The following is a 19585-nucleotide window of genomic DNA, read 5'->3' as shown; positions in this document are numbered from 1 at the left end:
TCGAGCGTGGGCAGCGCGAGTCCGTCGCCAAGACGGCCAGCAATCGGGAACCGACCGTGGTCGAACGGTCAGTCCGCCGCCTCGAGCTCCCGAACGACGGTCGCGGGGTTGCCCTGGACGACGACGCCGTCGGGGACGTCCTCGGTGACGACGGCGCCGGAGCCGACGACGACCTCGTCGCCGATCGTTACACCGGGGTTGATCACCGCCCGCCCGCCGATCCAGACGTCGTCGCCGATTGTAACCGGCTTCCCGTACTCGAGGCCCTCGGCGCGCTCGTCGGCCTCGAGGGGGTGCGTCGCCGTATAGATGTGAACGCCCGGTCCGATCAGGCAGTTCCGCCCGATCTCGATCCGGCAAACGTCGAGGAAGATACAGTCGAAGTTCGCGAAAAAGTCCTCGCCGACGTGGATATTGGACCCGTAGTCGCAGCGAAACGACGGCTCGATAGTACAGTTCTCGTCGCGGGAGCCGAGCAGGTCCTCGAGCAGCTCCCGTCGCCGACCGTCCTCCTCGTCGGGCACCGTCCGGTTGTACTCCCGTGTCAGTTCGCGAGCCCGCTTGCGCTCGGCCTCGAGTTCGGGAGCGGTCGGATCGTACAGCTCGCCGGCGAGCATCTTCGCCTTCTCGCTGGTCATCGTGTGGAGTACTCGAGCGAACGCCGAAAGCGCTTTTCGACGGCAACTGATGGGCTCGGCTCGAGTTTGAATACCCCTCCGCCACCGAAGTTGCTAATACGTGTCAGAAAGAACGAACGCTATGGACGGACCGACGCTGTACCACCTGTCGAACGGCGTCGTCGGCGGTGTCGTCGCAACGATGGGGATTTCGATAATCGTCACCGACGGCTCGAGCCTCGGCGCGGGGTTGATGGCGGTCGGCGGTAGCGGGCTGTTTCTCTTCGCCGCATCACAGCTCCTATTCTCGGACGATCCTGCCGACTCGGTTCCGAACAGCGGCGGAATCGGACTGGCCGTCCTCGGCGCGGTGCTCGTCTGTCTCGGGGCGCTGTTGCAGCTGGCAACGTAGGCTTCCGAACGCGAACCGTCGCTTTCGGATCGCCGTCCGACACGGGCTCACGGACGGCTCGGAGCACAATGGAAGGGAGTGTCAAAGCGAGACATACCGGCCGAACGTTGACAAGCGGGCCGCGGAGTGGGTCCGTATGAAACTCGTGGAAGCCACCGCGGACGACCTCGAGGCGCTCGCCGATCGCTGGTACGACCTCGCGGAAGCGATGGAGAAGCACTCCGAACTGAACGAACTCGACGCGGACCTAACCGAAGAGACCGCCGAAGACGGCTTTCGCGCTCATCTCGAGGACGAGGACGTCACGGACTCCCTCGTCGTCCACGACGGCGAGACGATCGGCTTCGTCACGCTCCGCGAGGGCTACCATTCCTCTCGGCGATACTCGAAGTACCTCCGTATCGTGAACCTCGCCATCGACGAGGACCACCGGAGTCAGGGTCACGGCGCGGCGGTCCTCGAGCGCGTGAAAGAACTCGCTCGAGAGCGCGGCTGTGACCATCTCAAAGTCTCCTGCGAGTGGGAAAACGAGGACGCGCGTCGGTTTTACCGAAAGTCGGGGCTTCAGCCGAAGCAAGTCGATTACGCACAGCCGCTCGAGTGAGTCCCGAGATCGTCGACTACAGCAGGGTACGGTACCGTGTACAACGCATCACTCACCGCCACACCGTCTCGAAGCCAGCGTCGTGAACGGTCCCGTCGGTAGTGATAATTGCGTCCGTCTCCCGCACCTGATGGCTAGCAACGATCAGGGCGTCGTGGATGGTGAACTCGTCGACGATCCGTGCGTACTCGGTCAATTCCTCGTCAGCAACCGGCGCGACCGAGACGGGACCGTTTCCGACCAGTGCCTGGCGCGCTTCCTCCGGCGTTCCTGTGAGTGTGACGCCCCGGACGTCTTTGTCACGTGACACCGAATAGAGTACCTCGGCGAGCGCCGTACTGGGCGCCTGGATGACCGTTTCCCCGGCCTCGGCTTCGGCGAATATCCGGTCGGCTCGTTGCGGAAGTGCATCGACGAGGTAGGTCAACAACGCCACGGCGTCGGCGGTATACGTTGCCATCTACGCCTCCTCGTAGTTTCGGTCCCGGCGGTCGCGGAGGCGCTGGTTCAACTCGTCGGCGACCTCCTCGCGCTTCTCCGCTGACGTCTCGTCGGGCACGAGCAATCCGCGTCCGCCGGTACGAGTTCGCTTTTTTACGACGATTCCCTCGTCGGTATCCACCCAGACGACCTCGTCACCGGGTTCCAGGTCGTACTTCTCCCGGAGCTCCTTGGGAATCGTCGCCTGTCCCTTCTCCGTGATACGCGTGGACTTGCTCATACGTAGTAATACTGCCCGTAATACTTCAGTCTGTACGTGGCTCGCTTCGCTCGCCACGGACGGTGTCGAATCAATCAGTGTGTATCAATTCGTGCTCACGATTTTGATTACGTCGCCCTCCTCGAGTTCGTACCCTTCGCCGACCTCTCGGCTCGACTTGGCGTCGACGGCATGGAGGTAGCCGTCGCCGATGTCGGAGTGGACGGCGTAGGCGAGATCCACCGGAGTCGACCCCTGGGGAAGCAGGTGAGCGTCGGGGAGGACGTTCCCGCTGCCGTCGGACCACTTCGAGGCGTCCTCGACGGGGTAGGCGGTAAGGTGCTCGAGCAGGTCGTACACCGCATAATCGAGCGCGCCCTGGACGCCGGTGCCGTCGTACTCGGCCATCGTGTCGGCCAGTCCCTCGAGGGCCTCGCGCTGGGCGTCGCTGACGTCGGCGCCGACCTCGAGGCTCTCGTCGCCGGGGTCGTAGTCGACGAGGCCGTTGTCGGCTGCCCGGCGCAGGGCGAGTTCGCCCTCCGCGGTGGTGGGGATCACGGGTTTGTCGAGTTCGAGCAGCTTCTCGACGTTCTCCTCGGGGGCGACGTCGATCTTGTTCGCGGCGACGACGATCGGCTTGGTTCGCTGGCGGATCTCGCGGGCCAGCGCCTCGCGGTGGTCGTCGGTCCACTCGCGGGGGTCCTCGGGGTAGTCGATCTCCCGCAGGGTGCGGGCAACGTCGGTCGGCGAGGCACCGAACCCGGTGAGCATCTCCGCGAGGGCGTCGTCGACGTCGAAGCCGGGCGAGCGCGACTGTCGTTCGATCGACTCCCAGTTGCGGTCGACGATGTCGGCCAGCCAGAGGTCCATCTCCTCCTCGACGAAGTCGATGTCCTCGAGCGGGTCGTGTGCACCGATGTCGACGGGTTCGCCCTTCTCGTTGGTCCCGCCGGAGGCGTCTATCACGTTGACGATCACGTCGGCGTTCGTGAGTTCGTCGAGGAACTGGTTGCCGAGCCCTTTCCCCTCGTGGGCGCCGGGAACGAGTCCAGCGACGTCGATCAGCTCGATCGGGACGTAGCGCTTGCCGTCCTCGCAGTTGTCGGCGTTGCAGCGTTCCTCGCGCTTGAGACAGGGGCACGCCGTGCGGACGTAGCTCACGCCCCGGTTTGCGTCGATCGTGGTAAAGGGGTAGTTGGCGACGTCGACCTCCGCCATCGTCGCCGCGGTGTAGAACGTGGACTTGCCGGCGTTTGGCTTCCCGGCAAGCGCGATCGAGAGCATGCCTCCCCGTAGCACCGTCCGTTCAAACTGTCTTTCGATTCCAGCCCTCCGGCGGCTCGGGCCACCCAACTGAATGCTGCAGGCTCTTTGTGACGGCCAGTCAACCCGCGGATATGCAGTACGACGACTTCACCAGCGGGAGCCAGCAGCGGACACAGCTCGACTCCCGTGAAGCCGCACTGAGCGTCTCTCGAGCGACGCTGACGACACTCTCCGAGCGCGTCGGTCCCGGCCAGGCCGAGAACGTAGGCGCACGGCTCCCCGACGAGCTCGCCCGGTTCCTCGAGGAGGGCGTCACCGGCGACGCACTCGAGGACGTGAGAACCCAGCTCCCGACCGACGAGGGGTACGACGATCCTTCGAACTCGCCGAAAGCGACGGCAGCCCGGCCTGATCGGGACCGACCGGTTCGTCGTTCTCAGAGCTCGACGGCCATCATCACCTCGTCGGCGTAGTGGCCGTTGAGCTTGTAGTGGTTCTCGCGGACCGCCTCGGTCTCCCAGTCGTGGGCCTCGAGGAACGCGATCGCGTCCTCGTTGGTCGAGGGGATGCTCTGATAGACCTTCTCGTAGCCGTTCGTTCCCGCCCACTCGAGGCCGCGAGCCAGCAAGTGTGAGCCGATGCCGTGGCCGTGGTAGCCGTCGAGGACGCCGACGGTGAGTTCAGCGGTGTGGCTCAGTTTCTCGAGTTCCGGGGCGTGGAGGTGGACCCAGCCGACCACGTCGTCGTCGACGGTCGCGACGAAGAACATCCGGGACTCCAGTTCGTTGTGCCTGAGCAGCGCCTCCTCGTGGTCGACCTCGTCCGCGACGCTCTCGGCCTCGATGTACGTTCGCTCCTCGGCGACCTGCCGGATCGCCCCGACGATCCCGGCAAGATCCTCCTGTCTGGCCGGTCGGATGTGGAACTCGAGCTCTTCGGAGCGGTACTCCTCCTCGGCGCCGGCGTCGATCGTCACCCGGAGGGTGCCGTCTTTCTCCTCGAGTCGGCCGTCCCGCTTCAGGATCGCGACGTGGTGGCGGAAGCCGCCCGGCTCGATCCCGAGTTCTTCTTGCGCCTCGAGGGGATCGACGGCTCCGTGGCGCTCGACGTACTCGTAGATCCGCTTCCGGTCGTCGTGTCCGAACTCGAGGGGTTCACTGAGTACCATGGTATGGGTAACCACCCCAAAACACTTAACAGTTGGCAGGCCTGCTACGCAGTACGTCGACAGATGGATTCGAAGCACGACTCTGGACAAGAAACGAGCGAGACAACCGCCGATCCGACCGTCCGAGGGACGTCCCGTCCGCGATAGGTGACGATGGTTTGGGTGGAACTTCTCGTCGCCTGTAGCGTGCTTGCAGTGACGGTCGCGGTCGGACTGGTCGCCCACGAGTGGTCCCACGCGTTCGTCCTCCGGTTCGGCGCGGTCGACTACACGATCTCGTATCTCCCGAACCGCGAGCGTGGTATCGTCGGCCTCCTCCGAAGTCGACCCTGGGCGGTCGTCCAGCCGCGACCGACCGGAACGGAGTCGCCATGGGTTCTCCGGATCGCAGCGCTCGCGCCGCTGGCGCTCGCCCTGCCGGCGCTCGGCCTCACCGCGACGGGGTACGCGACCGAGGGACCGACCGTCGTTACCGCGGCGACCGTCGGCTGGTTGGCCTGTACGATCCCCAGTCCGCAGGACTTCTCGGTCGCCTTTCACGCCCACCGGGCGCTCCGGGAGTCCCTCGAGGAGTATGATCCGCGGAGCTCTCGGACGAAGTGACCGCTCGAGGAGTACTCAGCAAGCGATGACGGGCCTGGCCGGAGCGGAGCCGCGGCCCGGTCGCGCGACAACGCGATCACACAGCCACGAGTGATCGCCGACGGCGAGTTGAGCATGAGTCATCCACCGGCACTCGCTGCCGAGTGCGCTGTCGGTCGGCGTCGACGCCGACGTTCGTTTTCCCACCTATCGGTTATTAAACCTACGTATTGGTGCGATATCCGTTCGAATCGGAGAGCCGAGTGGGCGTTCTTTCAATTATAATCGCACGTATTGCGACGATACCTACAAAAGGCCGACGAGCGAGTTCGTAACTTGTCACTCGTGGTGACTGCCGCGAATCGGTCAGCGTTCGCTCCGACGATCCAGGGGTGTCGGCCGGATGATGTCGCGACGCTGGGCCCCGCGACGTCTCAGGCCGGAACTTTCTCCGGATTGCGGTCCCAGTGGCGGTGCTGGGCGATCGCGTCGACGAACGTCTCGGCGAACGACTCGATGTCGTCGCTGCGGCAGGTGACGACACCGGCGTCCGAGACGAGTTCGTCCTCGCCGGCGATCTCGGTGTCCGGCAGGTCGACATCCTCGAACAGCGCCGTTCCCTCGCCGACCGCGGCGATCGGCTTGTAGTGTTTGAACGCCTCCGCGACGAAGTGTTTCGGGTCGCCCTGTCCGCGCATGGCGTCGACGCTCTCCTCCCCGCCGGGGATCACGACCGCGTCGAACGAGACGGAGGCCGCCGCGACGTGGTGTTTGTCCGGCTCGACCGTCTCGCCGTCGGCGCCGGACTTCTCGCCGAGGACCTTCGAGATGACCTTGACTCGAGCGCCCTCCTCCTCGAGTGCCGATCGGAGTGTCTCGACGTGTTCGTCGTCGAACCCGTCGTCGATCAGCATCGCGATCTTGCGGGTTTCAATCGTATCGGGGGTCCGGTTTTCCATGCTCAGGGAGGGATCCTCCCGATCGTGGGTCGGCATCTGGTCACCGGGCTCCTCGGGCGGTTCGATGCCGATCCCCTCGGCGACGCGTGTGGCGAACTCGTGGTCGACGTTGTTGAAGAGGTCGTAGACCATCCGCTCGCGGATCTCCACGCGTTCGACGTTGCCGAGTTCGAAGTGGGCGGCCTCGACGATGTTCTGTTTCTCCGGTTCGGACATGGAGTTCCAGAACAGCCGTGCCTGCGTGAAGTGGTCCTCGAAGCTGTCGCTGCGGTTGCGGATCTTCTGCCCGTCGACCTTCTCGGCGTAGTGTTCGTAGCCGCCCTCCTCTGCAGAGGCCTCCTGGGGGTCGTCGTCGCCGATCGAGTTCGGCTTGTAGGAGACCTTGCCCTCGTTGATCTCCTGGCGCATGAAGCCGGCGCGCTGGTTGTTGTGTCGCTCGGCGATCGGCCGGTTGATCGGGATCTCGTCCCAGTTGGCGCCGCCGAAGCGGTTGAGCTGGGTGTCCTGGTAGGAGAACAGCCGCCCCTGCAAGAGCGGGTCGTTCGAGAAGTCGATCCCCGGGACGACGTTGCCGGGGTGGAACGCGACCTGCTCGACCTCCGCGAAGAAGTTGTCGGGGGTTTCGTTCAGGACCATCTTCCCGATCGGCCGGACCGGGACCTCGGTCTCGGGGACGATCTTCGTCGGGTCGAGGACGTCGAAGTCGAACTCCTCGGCCTGCTCCTCGTCGAAGATCTGGATGCCGAGTTCCCACTCGGGGTCGTACCCCTCCTCAATGACGTCGTAGAGCCCCTTTCGGTTGAAATCGGAGCTCTTGCCCCAGAGCTTCGTCGTCTCGTCCCAGACGAGCTGGTGGGTGCCGAGCTTGGGCGTCCAGTGGAACTTGACGAACACCGACTCGCCGTCGTCGTTGACCAGCCGGAAGGTGTGGACGCCGAAGCCCTGCATCATGCGGTAGGCTCGCGGCAGCGCCCGCCCCGAGAGCACCCACATGAGCATGTGGGTCGTCTCGGGTTTCAGCGAGGCGAAGTCCCAGAACGTGTCGTGGGCCGCCGACGCCTGGGGAATGCCGTTATCAGGCTCGGGCTTGATCGCGTGGACCAGGTCGGGGAACTCCATCGCGTCCTGGATGAAGAAGGGCGGCATGTTGTTCCCGACGAGGTCCCAGTTGCCCTCCTCGGTGTAGAACTTCGTCGCGAACCCGCGGACGTCCCGGACGGTGTCGGACGAGCCGCGCGAGCCGACGACCGTCGAGAACCGCGTAAAGACGGGCGTCTTCTGGTCGGGATCCTGGAAGAGGCCCGCCTTCGTCAGTTCGGAGATGTCGTCGTATTCACCGAGGTCGGGATCCCCGTAGGGCTGGAAGTAGCCGTGGGCACCCGTTCCGCGGGCGTGGACGACCCGTTCCGGGATCGACTCGTGGTCGAACTGGGTCATCTTCTCCCGGAAGTGGAAGTCCTCCATGATCGTCGGCCCGCGCTCGCCCGCCTTCAGGGAGTTGTCGGTGTCACTGATCTTGACGCCGTGGTCGCTCGTCAGGTGCTCGCCCTCGGGGTTCTCCCGGACCTCCTCGAGCTGTTCGTGTTTGCTGTTCTCGTCTACCTCGCCGCCGGCGTCGTCGCTCGTTCCCGGTGATCCCGAGCCGTCGGCTCGAGTCGGGTTCGCGGTCGCATCGTCCGTCGTCTTCTCGGCTCGATCCGCCGCTCGGTCGGTGTCGGATGGATTGTCGGCTGTCATCGGTGGATGAAGTGCGCATACTCTCCGAGGAGGCGGGGACTTCGGGCGGCGTTTTCCGCCTCTCGAGGTGATAGCGTACACGGCCGCGTTCGACGATGCGGTCCCTAACGCTCATCCCGTCATGTGCTTGCAACCCAACCCGCATCCGAAAAGGAAGGCTCTCGAGGCTGCGAGAAGCGACGCTGTGTCGCCCGGGTCCGGAGAACGGCAAAATCGTCCCACGGGGTGTCGGTTCGACGACTCCGGGCGACGTCGCGTTACTCGAACTCCGGCTCCCGGTCCTCGAGGAACGCCGCCATCCCCTCGCGCTGGTCGGGCGTGCCGAAGAGGCTCGCGAACGCGCGTTGTTCGTAGGCCAGCCCGCTCGAGCGCGACCCGCCGCCGAACTGGTTGACGGACTGCTTGGCGGCCAGCATGGCGTCGGCGGGTTTCGCCGCGAGGCGCTCGGCCAGTTCGGCCACGGTCGACTCGAGTTCGTCGTCGTCGACGACCTCGCCGACGAGACCGAGTTCGGCCGCGCTCTCGGCGTCGAGTCGCTCGCCGAGGAAGATCAGTCGCCGCGCCGCCTCGTCGCCGACCAGCTGTGGTAGACGCTGGGTGCCGCCCCAGCCCGGGATGATTCCGAGGTCGATCTCCGTGTTGCCGATCAGCGCCGACTCGCTCGCGACACGTAGGTCACAGGCCAGCGCCATCTCGCAGCCCCCGCCGAAGGCGTAGCCGTTGACCGCCGCGATCGTCGGCGCCGGGAACGTCTCGAGGGCGTCGGCGACCGAGTGGCCGAGCTCACCCCAGGCCTGGGCCTCCGGGCTCGAGAGGTCCTGCATGTAGCTGATGTCGGCACCGGCGATGAACGCGTCGTTGCCGGCCCCCGTCAGGACGAGCGCGCGCGCACCCTCGTTTTCGGCCTCGTCGATAGCATCGCCGAGCCCCTCGAGGGTCTCGACGTTCAGGGCGTTGAGAGCATCGGGGCGATCGACGGTCAGCGTCGCGACGGTCTCGTCCTCGTTCCAGCTGAGTCGAACGGTATCTCGGCTCATAGCCTCGGGTTCGACGAACCGTAATAAAAACCCGGCGACAGACGGCTACGGTTCGGCCGTCGCGTTCCCGGCGGGTGGTAGCGTCACGGTAAACGTCGACCCCTCGCCCGGCTCGGAGTCAACCCGGATCTCGCCGCCGTGGCGCTTGACGATCCGCTGACAGAGCGCGAGCCCGATCCCGGCTCCCGGCTCGTCGTGGCCGTGCAGGCGCTGGAACACGTCGAAAATCCGCTCGCTCTCCTCGGGATCGATCCCGACACCCTCGTCGCGAACGGCGACCTGCCAGTAGCCGTCGGCCCGTGAGCGCTCGGCCGAGACGTCGATTCTGGGCGGGTCGTCGCCGCTGTACTTGATCGCGTTGCTCAGGAGGTTCTGGAAGAGCTGGCGCAGCTGCCCGGAATCACCCCGAACTCGGGGCAGCGGCGAGGCGGTGATCTCGGCGTCTGACTCCGCGATCTGGACACGGATATCGGATCGGACCGCCTCGAGAACGCACTCGAGGTCGACGGTCTCGAACGAGTCCCCGCGGGTGTCGACCCGGGAGTACTCGAGCAGCCCCTCGATCATCTCTCGCATGCGGTCGGCGCCGTCGACGGCGTACTCGAGGAACTCCTCGCCGTCGGCGTCGAGCTCGTCGCCGTAGCGGTCCTCGATCAGCCGCAGGTAGCTCGTGACCATCCGCAGGGGCTCCTGGAGGTCGTGACTGGCGGCGTAGGCGAACTGCTCCAGGCGCTCGTTCGAGGCCTCGAGCTCGCCGACGAGCTCCTCGAGTTCGGACTGGTGGTGGCGGCGCTCGAGTTCGTAGCTGAGCCACTGGGCCGCGAGCTCGACGAACCCTCGCTCGGCCGGCGTCAGCGGCTCCGATCGGGCGTCGGCGGCGGCGAAACAGACCGTCCGGGTGCCGTCGCTCGCCGGGATCTCGCAGCCGACGTAGGTGTCGAACCCCCACCGCTCGTAGGCTCGGTCGTCGTCCCAGCTCTGGGCGGGCGCGTCGGTGAGGACGAACGGCTCCATCGTCTCGATCGTCTGCCGGCAGTAGGTCTCCGACAGCGGCGCCGTCTTCCCCGGTCGAACCCGGTCGTCCGCCGTAGCGTGGACGACCTCGAACTGATTCGCCTCGGTGTCGACGCTGGCGACGAACCCGACCCCGAGGCCGAGCCGTTCGCGACCGAGCTCGAGCAGCTCGGTGACCTTCTCCTCGAACGATCGCTCCGGATCGGCGGTGATCTCGTACAGCCGCCGGAGCGCCCAGTTGCTCTCCCGAAGCTCGCGCTCGGCGGTCTTGCGGTCGGTGATATCCCGGAGGTAGATCGAGAGTCCCGTCTCGGAGGGGTAGACGCTGACCTCGAGCCACGACTCGAGGGCGGGTACGTACTCCTCGAAGGAGGTCGGCTCCTGGCTCTCCATCGCGGTTCGAAACTCCGTCTCGAACGTCTCGTCGACGTCGGGAAACACCGTCCAGAACGAGTGGCCCAGCAGCTCCCGGTCCTCGATTCCGATCAGCTCCGCGGCGCGGTCGTTGACGTGGGTGAACGTCCAGTCGACGTCGAGCCCGATCACCGCGTCGGTGATCCGGCTGTAGATCTCCTCGAACTCGGACTCGAGTCGTCGGCGCTCGACCACGTCCCGGACGATCGACACCATCCCGCCGTCGGCCGTCGAGGAGAGGCTGTGTTCCTTGAGGAATCGCGTTCCATCGCTTTGCAGTCCGACCGTCTGCCCGGCCCAGACGCCGGTCGTCGAGAGCTGCGGGAACACCTTTCGGTAGATCCGCCTGATCATCCCCGGCGGGTGGACCTCCTCCCAGTGCATCCCGCACATCGCCGCGGGCTCGTAGCCGTACAGCTCGGCGTAGGCCTCGTTGACGTACGCGAACTCGCCGCCGGACTCGAGGACGCCGATCCCCTCCCGTGCGGTCTCGACCGCGCGGAGGACCCGTCCGTCCTCGATCCTCGAGTCGGCGTCCGGCTGCCGTCGCCTCGCGTCCGCCTCGAGTGCGGTCTCGAGCACGTCGGCGATACGCTCGAGGAAGGCGACGTCCGCGTCGCCGAACGCCCCAGGGTTAGTTGCGTGGGCCTCGAGAACGCCCCAGGCCTCGCCGTCGGCGTCGATTCGGATCCCGACGCTGCTTCCCGGCTCGCGTTTCGTTGGGGGGTCGACGTCGCTCGTTCGGTGGTCGTCGACGGCAACGACTCCTCGCTCGAGTACCATCCCCACCCAGCTCTCGGGCGTCGCGGGAACCGTTCCGGCCTCGTCTCCCGCCGGGTGGCGGCCGACGTGGCTGCGGATCGTCGCGCGGCTCCCCCCCGGAAGCCGCTCGAGGACCGCCAGCGATCGAGCGTCGATCACGGTGGCGACGGCACCCGTCGTCTCCTGCAGGATCGTCTCGAGGTCGTCGTCCGCGAGGGCACGCTGTGCGAGGTCGGCGACCGCCTCGTACCGACTCGAGTCGTCGGTCGTCGTTTCGTTCCCCCGACGAGTTGATGGCGCCATCTCAGCAGTAATTCTATCGCGCCAAGCATAAACTCTCTGCAATTTTCAGCCCTCTATCACGTTTGAAATATTAGGAAATAAAAACTGTGTTGAACGAGTGAATGGGGCGGACGAAACGCCCTTGTGTCGAGACACCGAATGTCACTGCAGTCAGTCATGAAAAGCGTCTACGCGTGTCGGGACTGTGGCGCCCAGTTCCGAGGAACCAGACGGGTCTGTTCGCTCTGTGGAGCACGGATCGGCGACACGGCCCGCGGGACCTGCAAGGACTGTGGCTCCATCCTGACCGAGTCGGCCGAGCAGTGCTGTTCCCGCTGCGGGTCGACGAACGTCGAGCGCGTCTCCGTCGACGCGGACTGATTCTCGGGGAGGCAGTGTGCTCGAGGGAGTGAAGGTGGGCTCGAGAGTGTTGAGGGACTCGAGAGTGTTGAGGGACTCGAGAGTGTTGAGGGACTCGAGAGTCCTTGCTAGGCCGGGTACAGATCCGTGTACTTCTCGATCACCGACCACAGGTGTTGCTCGTTGGAGATCCGGTGGGTCTCCTGGACTAACTCGGTCCCGTCGTCGGTGTCGGTTAGCTCGAGGGTCCAGTTCGTGTGGTCGCCTTGGTCCATCCCCCGCTTGGCGAACAGCACGAAGCCGTCCTCGTGGGCCAGCGCGATCGAGTCCTCGTTCTCGTAGTCGACGTCCCAGCTCATGCCTGTTTGCTGGTGGTGGGCGTGTTCAGTGTTTTGGGTTGGATGCTCGAGGAGTGGTTCTTTTGGGAGGTGTTGCTCGAGATCGAGCTTGTGAGTAAGGGGGCACTTTGCTCGAGCACAGTCAGCGACCGAAATTGTTCATCAGCGACGAGTTCTCGTCGTCGGCGAGCGGAAAACAGGGCTATAAGGCGCGGCAGAAGATGGCGCCGCTGATGTACAAGATTTGCAAGTACGTAGCGAATTGGATTTGTTAATATTTGCCCCAATAACGAACATTTTAATCGTTCAGAGGCTGGATTCTGAAAGTATTAGTCATCGTCCGACATAATTCGACCTTCGTCTTCTTTTTCTCCCCAGAAGTCCGTCATGAACATTATAAGTATCATGAAAGCAGTCCATAAATGAGGGAATACAAAAATGAGACTTGCCGAATCTATTTCAACTACATAGTTCCCAGCGTAGTAGATAATTTGTGCTAGAACGAATACTGGTATTATGAATGACGGATATATTATAACAAACAATATTGACGCAGCAATAGATTCGGAGAGCATGTCTGTCGTGGAATGGTTTGTGACATACCCCACGTTAATCAAATAAAATACAATCCTTATTGATATTGGGAATAGAATTACTGCGAGAACAAGAGAGGGCGTTAATACCTCTGATTCTTGAACAGGTCCAATATTAAGGATTGGAGCTAGCCAAGGGTCTGAAAAGTAAAATGTGGCCACCACTATAAGGAAAGGAATAGAAAATGAACCAACTATTCCAACCACAGATTTGGAGAGAGACCATAAGTCGCTAAACGAATCTACAGATGGTTCAATATCAAGTGGTGCTGTCCTCCAAATGAGAGCTAATGATACGAAAAGAAGAGATCCAAATATGAATCCAATACCAACTTGGACATATATTTGATCGACTATAAGTATCAATTGCCATATTATGATTAGTCCGCCTATGAATATTAATAAGAGGCCCCATTCTAGTACTCTAATAAGTCCAGAAGCGCTACTATCATTAGACCTCTGTATTATTTGTATTATTACTGCAACTGCAGGAATAACAAGGGCAACGAATTGAAGAAGCGAAAACAGTAGTTCCTGATCAGGCATCATTCTATCAGGTGAAACACTGATCAAAGAGCTTTCCTATTGAGTTTTGACCTCTTCTTATTAACCGTATTTAATGCGAGGTGACGTATTCATCAACACTAATCAAAAATTGTTCTCCTTACTGATTAGCTTGAGATTATGTGAAAGTGGTCGGTACAAGTGCGGTTTTTACGCTAGTGTCTGATCCTTACCTGACTTCGACTTCTTCTCGAGGCCTTTGGCGGTGATCTACTACGTATTTTCGAAATACTCGACTTCAATCGGAAAGAATCGTGTTGATCCGCAGTTTCGGAGTCTCGCAGTCCTGGTCGATCGTGATCAATAGAATACATCGATAAGGGCTTCGACCGCCAGTAGATTGTTGTAAGACGTACCGAGAACTCGAGAAAGCCTCTATAGATTAATGCTCAGAGAGGGTTGGAGGGATTTGAACCACGGTCGCAGCAAAGCTGCTCCCTGATTCAAATCCCCCCTCATCCAATACTCGCGACTCACGGTGTTGTTCGTCGCGAGAATATGGGGTCGGAGGGATTTGAACCCCCGATCGACTGATATCTCCGGCGCGCCTCGGAACTCCAGAGGGTCATCACACGGACACTGATCAGGTGTCCGATCAGTATATCAGTCTGGAGTGTCGTCCCGGGCGCGGTGCCTCTGGAGTCAGTCGCCATGCCTGGCTTGGCCACGACCCCTCGAGTCTACGTTGGGCGATCCACCCTAAAGTGGTTTCGATTCGGGCGCTCCGTCCCCCGATTCAGAGCCAGGGGGCGCGTTCCTCCTCGTCGTCGTCGAACGGACTGTCCTCGTCCTCGAGCGAATCGTCACTCGAGTCCTCGTCCTCGACGGACTCCGCGGCCGACTGGTCCTGGCCGCCGTCGGTCGACGCCGACGACCCCAGCCCCGAACTCGAGTTCGAACTCGCGCCGCCGGGGTTGAACAGCGGCCCGGTGCCGACCGCCGGCGCCGATTCGGCCGAGGGCGACGGCGAGGGTGACGGCGACGGGCTCGAGAACCGCGGCGCGCTCTCGCTCGAGTTCGACTGCGAGGACGAGTCGTCGTCGCGCTCGAGCGGGATGTCGATCGCGAAGACCGCCGCGACCAGCAGCGCCGCCAGCGGCGCCTGGCCGAACGCCATCCCCAAAAGCGACAGGGGCAGCAGGCCCAGCGCGACGGCGCTGCCGAAGCGGAACCGGTCGATATCCATGTACTCGCGCAGGTACGGGCCGCTGATGGCGACCCCCAGCGCGAACGCGACGCCGACGACTGCCGCGAGGGTCGCGTTCGCGACCAGTGCAGGGTCGTCCATGACGATGAACGCCGCGCCGGCGGGCTCAAGACTCGCCAGCAGGCCCAGTCCGACGATCACGGCGGGGCTTGGCAGGTACTCGCCGATCGTCGCGCTCGCGGTTTTGGCCGCGATCGCGAGGATGACGACCGCCGCGAACCGCTCGAAGACAGCCTCGTTGAGCACGGTGTCGATCGCCGGCGCCAGCGCGGCCTGCACCGCCGCCAGCAGGATCAGCGGAACGCCGACCAGCAGGACGATCTTGATCTGCTCACGGGGCGTTCCGCTCATCTCGGCGAGGATCACCGCAACGGTGGCGCTGCCTCCGAAGATCAACAGGCCGATCTGCACGGCTCCGAGGGGGTCGTCGAGTGCGCCCGCGAGGATCAACGCCGGAAAGATCCCGTCGATCAGCGGGAGCATCATGACGAGTGCTAACAGCTTCGTATCGCCGCCCACCAGGCTCTCGAGCCGGAGGGCGATCGGGTGTTGGGATGCACTCATCGCTTAGGATCGATGGCCGTGACCCGAGGCCGATGGGTGGTGTGAACGAGAGTGCCACGAGGGCGTGGCGAGCCAGTCCATCGAGAGGCCCCGCGCTGTGAGTTTAGCTGTAAAGTTCCCGAAAATTTTGGTGGCGACGGCGGCAGCGCTCGTCTGGCCAACGGGTCGGGAGCTGTTGAAACTCACAGCGTTCATACACGTACGGTCTACTGGCCGGTCAATAAACGTTGCGTGAGAAGCGATTGCACAACTCGGCGTATCTCAGCCAATAACGCCCAGATCCTGACAAAGATGAATTGATCTGAATGTGTGGTGCACGTTCCCGGACTGTGTGGTTCTACACGCCGGGTGGCGATTCGCCGGCCTGAATCACCACTCACCGCCACCGACAGCCGTTGACAACCCCGCCCCGGTCTCGCAACGCTTTTTGCCGACGCTTTCGGACAGTTTACATGGCGAACGACGCTCCCGAGCACGAGCCGTACTCCTCGAAACTCCAGGTACCGGAAGCGCTAACGTTCGACGACGTCCTCCTCCGTCCCAAGGAGAGTCGCGTCGAACCCGACGACGCCGATCTCTCCTCGCACGTCTCTCGCTCCGTGGAGCTCTCGGTCCCTATTCTGTCGGCCGCGATGGACACCGTCACCGAGAGCGGCATGGCCATCGCGATGGCCCGCCACGGCGGCCTCGGCGTCATCCACCGGAACATGAACGTCGACGAGATGGTCGAGGAGATCGGCCGCGTCAAGCGAGCCGACGAACTCGTCATCCCCTACGAGGACGTCGTCACGGCTGACCCCGAGATGACCGTCCGCGAGATCGACGGCCAGATGGCCCGCCAGGGCGTCGGCGGCGCCCCCGTGGTCAACACGCGCGGGGAAGTACTGGGAATCATCTCGAGTACGGACATCCGGCCCCACCTCGAGGTCAACGAGGACGACCTCGTCACCGAGGCGATGACCGACGAGGTCATCACGGTTCACGAGGACGTCGACCCCCGAGACGCGTTCGACCTGATGTACGAGCACAAGATCGAGCGCGTTCCCGTCGTCGACGACGAAAACCTCCTCGTGGGGCTGGTGACGATGCAGGGCATCCTCCAGCGCCGGGAGTACAAGGAGGCCGTCCGCGACGAGGATGGCCGACTGTGCTGTGGCGTCGCCGTCAGCCCCTTCGAGCACGAGCGCGCCGAGGCCGCCGACGAGGCCGACGCCGATATCCTGTTTATCGACACCGCCCACGCGCACAACCGCAACGTCATCGAGGGCGCCCGCGAAATCAGCGAATCCGTCGAGGCCGACGTCGTCGTCGGCAACGTCGGCACCCAGGAGGCCGCCGAGGAGTTAGTCGAGTTCGCCGACGGGATCAAGGTCGGTATCGGCCCCGGTTCCATCTGTACTACGCGAGTCGTCTCCGGCGCCGGCATGCCCCAGATCACCGCCGTCGCGCAGGTCGCCGACGTCGCGAGCGAACACGGCGTCCCCGTCATCGCGGACGGCGGCATCCGCTACTCCGGCGACGCGATCAAGGCGATCGCCGCCGGCGCCGACGCCGTTATGCTCGGCTCGTACTTCGCCGGCACCGACGAGGCCCCCGGTCGCGTCGTCACGATGAACGGCAAGAAGTACAAGCAGTACCGCGGCATGGGGAGCGTCGGCGCGATGAAATCCGGCGACGCCGACCGCTACCTCAAGGAAGAGCCCGAGGAGGAAGACGACTACGTCCCCGAGGGCGTCGAGGCCGCGACGCCGTACAAGGGCACCCTGAAGTCCGAACTCCACCAGCTCGCGGGCGGCATGCAGTCCGGCATGGGCTACGTCGGCGCCGCGACGGTGCCAGAGTTCAAAGAACGCAGCGAGTTCGTCCGGGTCTCCTCGGCCGGCCAGGCAGAGAGCCACGCCCACGACGTCGTGATCACCGACGAGGCGCCGAACTACTCGCCCAACGAGTAACCCGACTCTCCCGGCACGACGCCCCGCACTCGAGCCACCCGTACGACCGCTGCCGTGCTACGTTTCCTCAAGCTCCGACCGCCTGATCTTTCCCGTCGTCGTCTGCGGTAACTCCTCGCGAAACTCGATTTCTCGTGGATACTCGTAGTCGGCCAGTCGGTCCCGGACCAGCTCGCGGATCTCCTCGCGCAGTGCCTCGGACCCTGCCGTCCCCGCCGCGGGCTGGACGACGGCCTTGATGATCTCGCCGCGACGGTCGTCGGCCACCCCGACGACGCCGACCTGCGCGACCGACGGATGCTCGAGGATCGCCTCCTCGACCTCGCGGGGACCGACCCGGTAGCCGCTGGTGATGATGAGGTCGTCGTCGCGCGATTTGAACCAGAGGTACCCCTCCGCGTCGCGCTCGGCGAGGTCGCCGGTCAGGTGCCAGGCCTGGCCCTCGGGCGTCCCGTCCGATTCGGACCGCACCCCAGTACGCTGCTCGTCGCCATCTCCCCGCTCGAGGGTCGCCGCCGCAGTCTTCTCGGGGTCGTTCCAGTACTCCGTGAAGACGACGGGGTCGTCGCCCCGCCGGACTGCGATCTCGCCGACCTCGCCCGCCCCGACGCGCTCGCCCGTCTCGGGGTCGAGCACCGCGACCTCGTGACCGGGCACCGGTTTCCCCATGCTGCCCGCTTTCGCGGGGAACCACTCACGGCAGTTCGTCACCAGGAGATTGGCCTCCGTCTGGCCGTACAGCTCGTTGACCACCGTCCCCTCGAGTTCGGCCTCGGCCCACTCGAGGATCTCCGGGGTGAGCGGCTCGCCGCCCGAACAGATCGCCCGCAGGGAGAGCTCGTAGCGCTCGGCTGGGTCGTCGACGTCCATCAGCATCCGGATCGCCGTCGGCGGGAGGAAGGAACCGGTGACGTCGAACTCCGCGAGCAGTTCGAACGCGGTCTCGGGATCGAACGATCCCATCGGGAAGCCGACGACGGGCTGACCGTAGTGCCAGGCCGGAAAGACCAGATCCCCCAGCGCGCCGATCCAGGCCCAGTCGGCGGGCGTCCAGTACGTGCCCTCGAGGTCGCGCTCGAAGTACATCGAAAAGGCAGGACAGTGACCCAGCCAGACGCCGTGCGTGTGGAGCACCCCCTTCGGCTTCCCGGTGCTCCCGCTGGTGTACATGACGATCGCGGGCGTGTCGACGTCTGTCTCCGCGACCTCGTGATCGTCGTCCCGCCAGTCGATCGCCGTCTCGAATCGGGAGACGGACGCGTCGCCGACGGTCCCGCCCTCGATCTCGGGCTCGCCGTCGACCACCAGGACGGCCTCGAGGTCGGGGCAGTCGGGCGCAACCTCGCGGATCGTCTCCCACTGGGAGACGTCGACGACCGCGATCCGGGCCTCGCTGTCAGTCAGCCGGTAGCGTAGCGCGTCGGTGCCGAACAGCACCGACAGCGGCAACGAAACCGCGCCGAGCTTCCAGCACGCGAGGTGGGTCAGGACGTTCGCCGGCTTCTGGGGGACGACGACCGCGACCCGATCACCGAACCCCAGTCCAAGCGACTCGAGAGCGTTCGCGACGGCGCTCGAGCGCCGATCGAGGTCGTCGAAGCTGTAGCGCTCGCGTCGCCCGTCGGGGAAGGCCTGATGGAGGGCGATCCGCTCGCCGTCGTCGTGTTTTCCCACCAGGTCGACTGCCGCGTTGAACCCGTCGGGGACGTCCCACGAGAACGATTCGCGCGCCTCCTCGTACGTCTCCCCCTCGAGCGTAACGAAGTACGTCATTCATGTCGTACGAGAGCGGATACCATGAAAGAACTACCGCCGTCAGGTCGGTCTCGTCACCTTCGAACGAGGATCGCTCGGACTCTAACGAATTGTATCACGTAACCGACAAACGGAATGAAACGACCGACAAACTCGTGGTGATGTGTTCGGACGGCCGGGACCGTCCACGTTTCGGTGGACAGTCGGTCCTCGGGGCCGATACGTATAGGCGAAGGCGGTACCACCGCGGTAGTATCACAAGCGCAGCACCCGCGAGCGACCAGCGGGAAGCGAGCGGCCTTTTTAGCGTAGATTTTTGCGCCGAGCGGTTCCGAACGCAGTGAGGAATCCCGAGGCGGAAAAAGGTACGTGGGCACCCTCTACGTAACGATTCACTCGATCCAGGTTCACGGCCCAGACCGAGTACAGAAACCGCGATACTGCATTGATACCCCGCTCGAGCCGAGTCGTCGCTACTGGTACATCCGCAGCGGCTGGGCCTGGGAGCTTTCCTCCTGGCTCAGCTGTTGCATCTGACGGGCGAACTGCTCGCGCTTCTCCCGGATCTCCTCGGCCCGGTCGACGAGTTCCTCGACGTCGATCGAGACGTCCGCGATCGGCGCGATCCCCTCCTCGAGCAGGACACTCGCCGCCTCGGGGTCGGGAAACTGCGGGCTGGAGTCGACGATCAGTCCCAG

The 19585-nt window shown here is 63.9% G+C and carries 19 protein-coding genes and 1 tRNA gene; 6 read left to right on the top strand and 14 right to left on the bottom strand.

The window, feature by feature from the left end; translation table 11 throughout:
• Window positions 1-68: 68 nt before the first annotated feature.
• The gene (locus QA600_RS20495; protein ID WP_278293785.1) at window positions 69-638 is read right to left on the bottom strand and encodes a sugar O-acetyltransferase; all 570 of its coding nucleotides are present in this window, start codon (window positions 636-638) and stop codon (window positions 69-71) included.
• A gap of 121 nt (window positions 639-759) precedes the next feature.
• On the opposite strand from QA600_RS20495, the gene QA600_RS20490 reads away from it, so the two are divergent.
• Together QA600_RS20490 and QA600_RS20485 are read left to right on the top strand one after the other, a co-directional pair.
• Window positions 760-1029: a hypothetical protein gene (locus QA600_RS20490; protein ID WP_278293784.1), complete on the top strand. Its 270-nt coding sequence runs from the start codon at window positions 760-762 to the stop codon at window positions 1027-1029.
• A gap of 136 nt (window positions 1030-1165) precedes the next feature.
• Entirely contained in the window at window positions 1166-1633 is a 468-nt protein-coding gene (locus tag QA600_RS20485; protein ID WP_278293783.1) for a GNAT family N-acetyltransferase, read from the top strand.
• Between the two features lie 52 nt (window positions 1634-1685).
• Here QA600_RS20485 and QA600_RS20480 read toward each other — a convergent pair whose 3' ends face one another.
• The 3 genes from QA600_RS20480 to QA600_RS20470 form a co-directional block, all read right to left on the bottom strand.
• A complete protein-coding gene (locus QA600_RS20480; RefSeq protein WP_278293782.1) occupies window positions 1686-2093 on the bottom strand; it encodes a hypothetical protein in 408 nt (135 codons plus the stop codon).
• The gene (locus QA600_RS20475; RefSeq protein ID WP_278293781.1) at window positions 2094-2354 is read right to left on the bottom strand and encodes an AbrB/MazE/SpoVT family DNA-binding domain-containing protein; all 261 of its coding nucleotides are present in this window, start codon (window positions 2352-2354) and stop codon (window positions 2094-2096) included.
• An 84-nt stretch (window positions 2355-2438) separates the two neighbouring features.
• A complete protein-coding gene (locus QA600_RS20470) occupies window positions 2439-3617 on the bottom strand; it encodes a redox-regulated ATPase YchF (RefSeq protein ID WP_278293780.1) in 1179 nt (392 codons plus the stop codon).
• A 113-nt stretch (window positions 3618-3730) separates the two neighbouring features.
• On the opposite strand from QA600_RS20470, the gene QA600_RS20465 reads away from it, so the two are divergent.
• A complete protein-coding gene (locus QA600_RS20465) occupies window positions 3731-4072 on the top strand; it encodes a DUF2267 domain-containing protein (protein ID WP_278293779.1) in 342 nt (113 codons plus the stop codon).
• On the opposite strand, the gene QA600_RS20460 is transcribed toward QA600_RS20465, so the two are convergent.
• Window positions 4036-4767, bottom strand: coding sequence for a GNAT family N-acetyltransferase (locus tag QA600_RS20460; RefSeq protein ID WP_278293778.1), 732 nt, complete (start codon window positions 4765-4767; stop codon window positions 4036-4038). The two genes, QA600_RS20465 and QA600_RS20460, sit on opposite strands and share 37 nt — an antisense overlap.
• 153 nt (window positions 4768-4920) lie before the next feature.
• Here QA600_RS20460 and QA600_RS20455 point away from each other — a divergent pair, with 153 nt between their 5' ends.
• Window positions 4921-5370: a hypothetical protein gene (locus tag QA600_RS20455; RefSeq protein ID WP_278293776.1), complete on the top strand. Its 450-nt coding sequence runs from the start codon at window positions 4921-4923 to the stop codon at window positions 5368-5370.
• 413 nt (window positions 5371-5783) lie between these two features.
• Here QA600_RS20455 and QA600_RS20450 read toward each other — a convergent pair whose 3' ends face one another.
• From QA600_RS20450 to QA600_RS20440, 3 genes are all read right to left on the bottom strand, one after another.
• A complete protein-coding gene (locus QA600_RS20450; protein WP_278293775.1) occupies window positions 5784-8045 on the bottom strand; it encodes a catalase in 2262 nt (753 codons plus the stop codon).
• A gap of 257 nt (window positions 8046-8302) precedes the next feature.
• Complete coding sequence (locus tag QA600_RS20445) at window positions 8303-9082, bottom strand: enoyl-CoA hydratase-related protein (RefSeq protein ID WP_278293774.1); 780 nt, start codon at window positions 9080-9082, stop codon at window positions 8303-8305.
• A gap of 45 nt (window positions 9083-9127) precedes the next feature.
• Entirely contained in the window at window positions 9128-11575 is a 2448-nt protein-coding gene (locus tag QA600_RS20440; protein ID WP_278293773.1) for an ATP-binding protein, read from the bottom strand.
• A 138-nt stretch (window positions 11576-11713) separates the two neighbouring features.
• Between QA600_RS20440 and QA600_RS20435 the strand changes: the two genes are divergently transcribed.
• On the top strand, window positions 11714-11935 hold the full coding sequence (locus tag QA600_RS20435; protein WP_278293772.1) for a hypothetical protein: 222 nt from the start codon (window positions 11714-11716) through the stop codon (window positions 11933-11935).
• 107 nt (window positions 11936-12042) lie between these two features.
• Here the strand turns inward: QA600_RS20435 and QA600_RS20430 are convergent, their stop codons facing one another.
• The 4 genes from QA600_RS20430 to QA600_RS20415 form a co-directional block, all read right to left on the bottom strand.
• Window positions 12043-12273 carry a hypothetical protein gene (locus QA600_RS20430; RefSeq protein ID WP_005559483.1) on the bottom strand — a complete coding sequence of 77 codons (231 nt, stop codon included), beginning with the start codon at window positions 12271-12273 and terminating at the stop codon, window positions 12043-12045.
• A 308-nt stretch (window positions 12274-12581) separates the two neighbouring features.
• Entirely contained in the window at window positions 12582-13391 is an 810-nt protein-coding gene (locus QA600_RS20425; protein ID WP_278293771.1) for a hypothetical protein, read from the bottom strand.
• Window positions 13392-13908: 517 nt separating this feature from the next.
• Window positions 13909-14083 (bottom strand) — tRNA-Trp (locus QA600_RS20420).
• 62 nt (window positions 14084-14145) lie between these two features.
• A complete protein-coding gene (locus QA600_RS20415) occupies window positions 14146-15180 on the bottom strand; it encodes a DUF5794 domain-containing protein (protein ID WP_278293770.1) in 1035 nt (344 codons plus the stop codon).
• A gap of 452 nt (window positions 15181-15632) precedes the next feature.
• Here QA600_RS20415 and guaB point away from each other — a divergent pair, with 452 nt between their 5' ends.
• Complete coding sequence (guaB, locus tag QA600_RS20410) at window positions 15633-17132, top strand: IMP dehydrogenase (RefSeq protein WP_278293769.1); 1500 nt, start codon at window positions 15633-15635, stop codon at window positions 17130-17132.
• Window positions 17133-17189: 57 nt separating this feature from the next.
• On the opposite strand, the gene QA600_RS20405 is transcribed toward guaB, so the two are convergent.
• Window positions 17190-18905 (bottom strand): AMP-binding protein, encoded by a 1716-nt coding sequence (locus QA600_RS20405; RefSeq protein ID WP_278293768.1) that lies wholly within the window; start codon window positions 18903-18905, stop codon window positions 17190-17192.
• A gap of 455 nt (window positions 18906-19360) precedes the next feature.
• A partial coding sequence (locus QA600_RS20400; protein WP_278293767.1) for a PAC2 family protein occupies window positions 19361-19585 on the bottom strand: 225 nt, incomplete at its 5' end.

The organism is Natronococcus sp. A-GB1 (genome assembly GCF_029688845.1).
Taxonomy (GTDB): Archaea; Halobacteriota; Halobacteria; order Halobacteriales; family Natrialbaceae; genus Natronococcus.
Note: the sequence above shows the minus strand (reverse complement) of the source record. Positions and strands in the feature narration are given on the sequence as shown.

Coding starts and splice junctions, on each gene's coding strand:
- QA600_RS20495 (WP_278293785.1), bottom strand. CDS start 638: ATGACCAGCGAGAAGGCGAAGATGCTCGCCGGCGAGCTGTACGATCCG.
- QA600_RS20490 (WP_278293784.1), top strand. CDS start 760: ATGGACGGACCGACGCTGTACCACCTGTCGAACGGCGTCGTCGGCGGT.
- QA600_RS20485 (WP_278293783.1), top strand. CDS start 1,166: ATGAAACTCGTGGAAGCCACCGCGGACGACCTCGAGGCGCTCGCCGAT.
- QA600_RS20480 (WP_278293782.1), bottom strand. CDS start 2,093: ATGGCAACGTATACCGCCGACGCCGTGGCGTTGTTGACCTACCTCGTC.
- QA600_RS20475 (WP_278293781.1), bottom strand. CDS start 2,354: ATGAGCAAGTCCACGCGTATCACGGAGAAGGGACAGGCGACGATTCCC.
- QA600_RS20470 (WP_278293780.1), bottom strand. CDS start 3,617: ATGCTCTCGATCGCGCTTGCCGGGAAGCCAAACGCCGGCAAGTCCACG.
- QA600_RS20465 (WP_278293779.1), top strand. CDS start 3,731: ATGCAGTACGACGACTTCACCAGCGGGAGCCAGCAGCGGACACAGCTC.
- QA600_RS20460 (WP_278293778.1), bottom strand. CDS start 4,767: ATGGTACTCAGTGAACCCCTCGAGTTCGGACACGACGACCGGAAGCGG.
- QA600_RS20455 (WP_278293776.1), top strand. CDS start 4,921: ATGGTTTGGGTGGAACTTCTCGTCGCCTGTAGCGTGCTTGCAGTGACG.
- QA600_RS20450 (WP_278293775.1), bottom strand. CDS start 8,045: ATGACAGCCGACAATCCATCCGACACCGACCGAGCGGCGGATCGAGCC.
- QA600_RS20445 (WP_278293774.1), bottom strand. CDS start 9,082: ATGAGCCGAGATACCGTTCGACTCAGCTGGAACGAGGACGAGACCGTC.
- QA600_RS20440 (WP_278293773.1), bottom strand. CDS start 11,575: ATGGCGCCATCAACTCGTCGGGGGAACGAAACGACGACCGACGACTCG.
- QA600_RS20435 (WP_278293772.1), top strand. CDS start 11,714: ATGTCACTGCAGTCAGTCATGAAAAGCGTCTACGCGTGTCGGGACTGT.
- QA600_RS20430 (WP_005559483.1), bottom strand. CDS start 12,273: ATGAGCTGGGACGTCGACTACGAGAACGAGGACTCGATCGCGCTGGCC.
- QA600_RS20425 (WP_278293771.1), bottom strand. CDS start 13,391: ATGCCTGATCAGGAACTACTGTTTTCGCTTCTTCAATTCGTTGCCCTT.
- QA600_RS20415 (WP_278293770.1), bottom strand. CDS start 15,180: ATGAGTGCATCCCAACACCCGATCGCCCTCCGGCTCGAGAGCCTGGTG.
- guaB (WP_278293769.1), top strand. CDS start 15,633: ATGGCGAACGACGCTCCCGAGCACGAGCCGTACTCCTCGAAACTCCAG.
- QA600_RS20405 (WP_278293768.1), bottom strand. CDS start 18,905: ATGACGTACTTCGTTACGCTCGAGGGGGAGACGTACGAGGAGGCGCGC.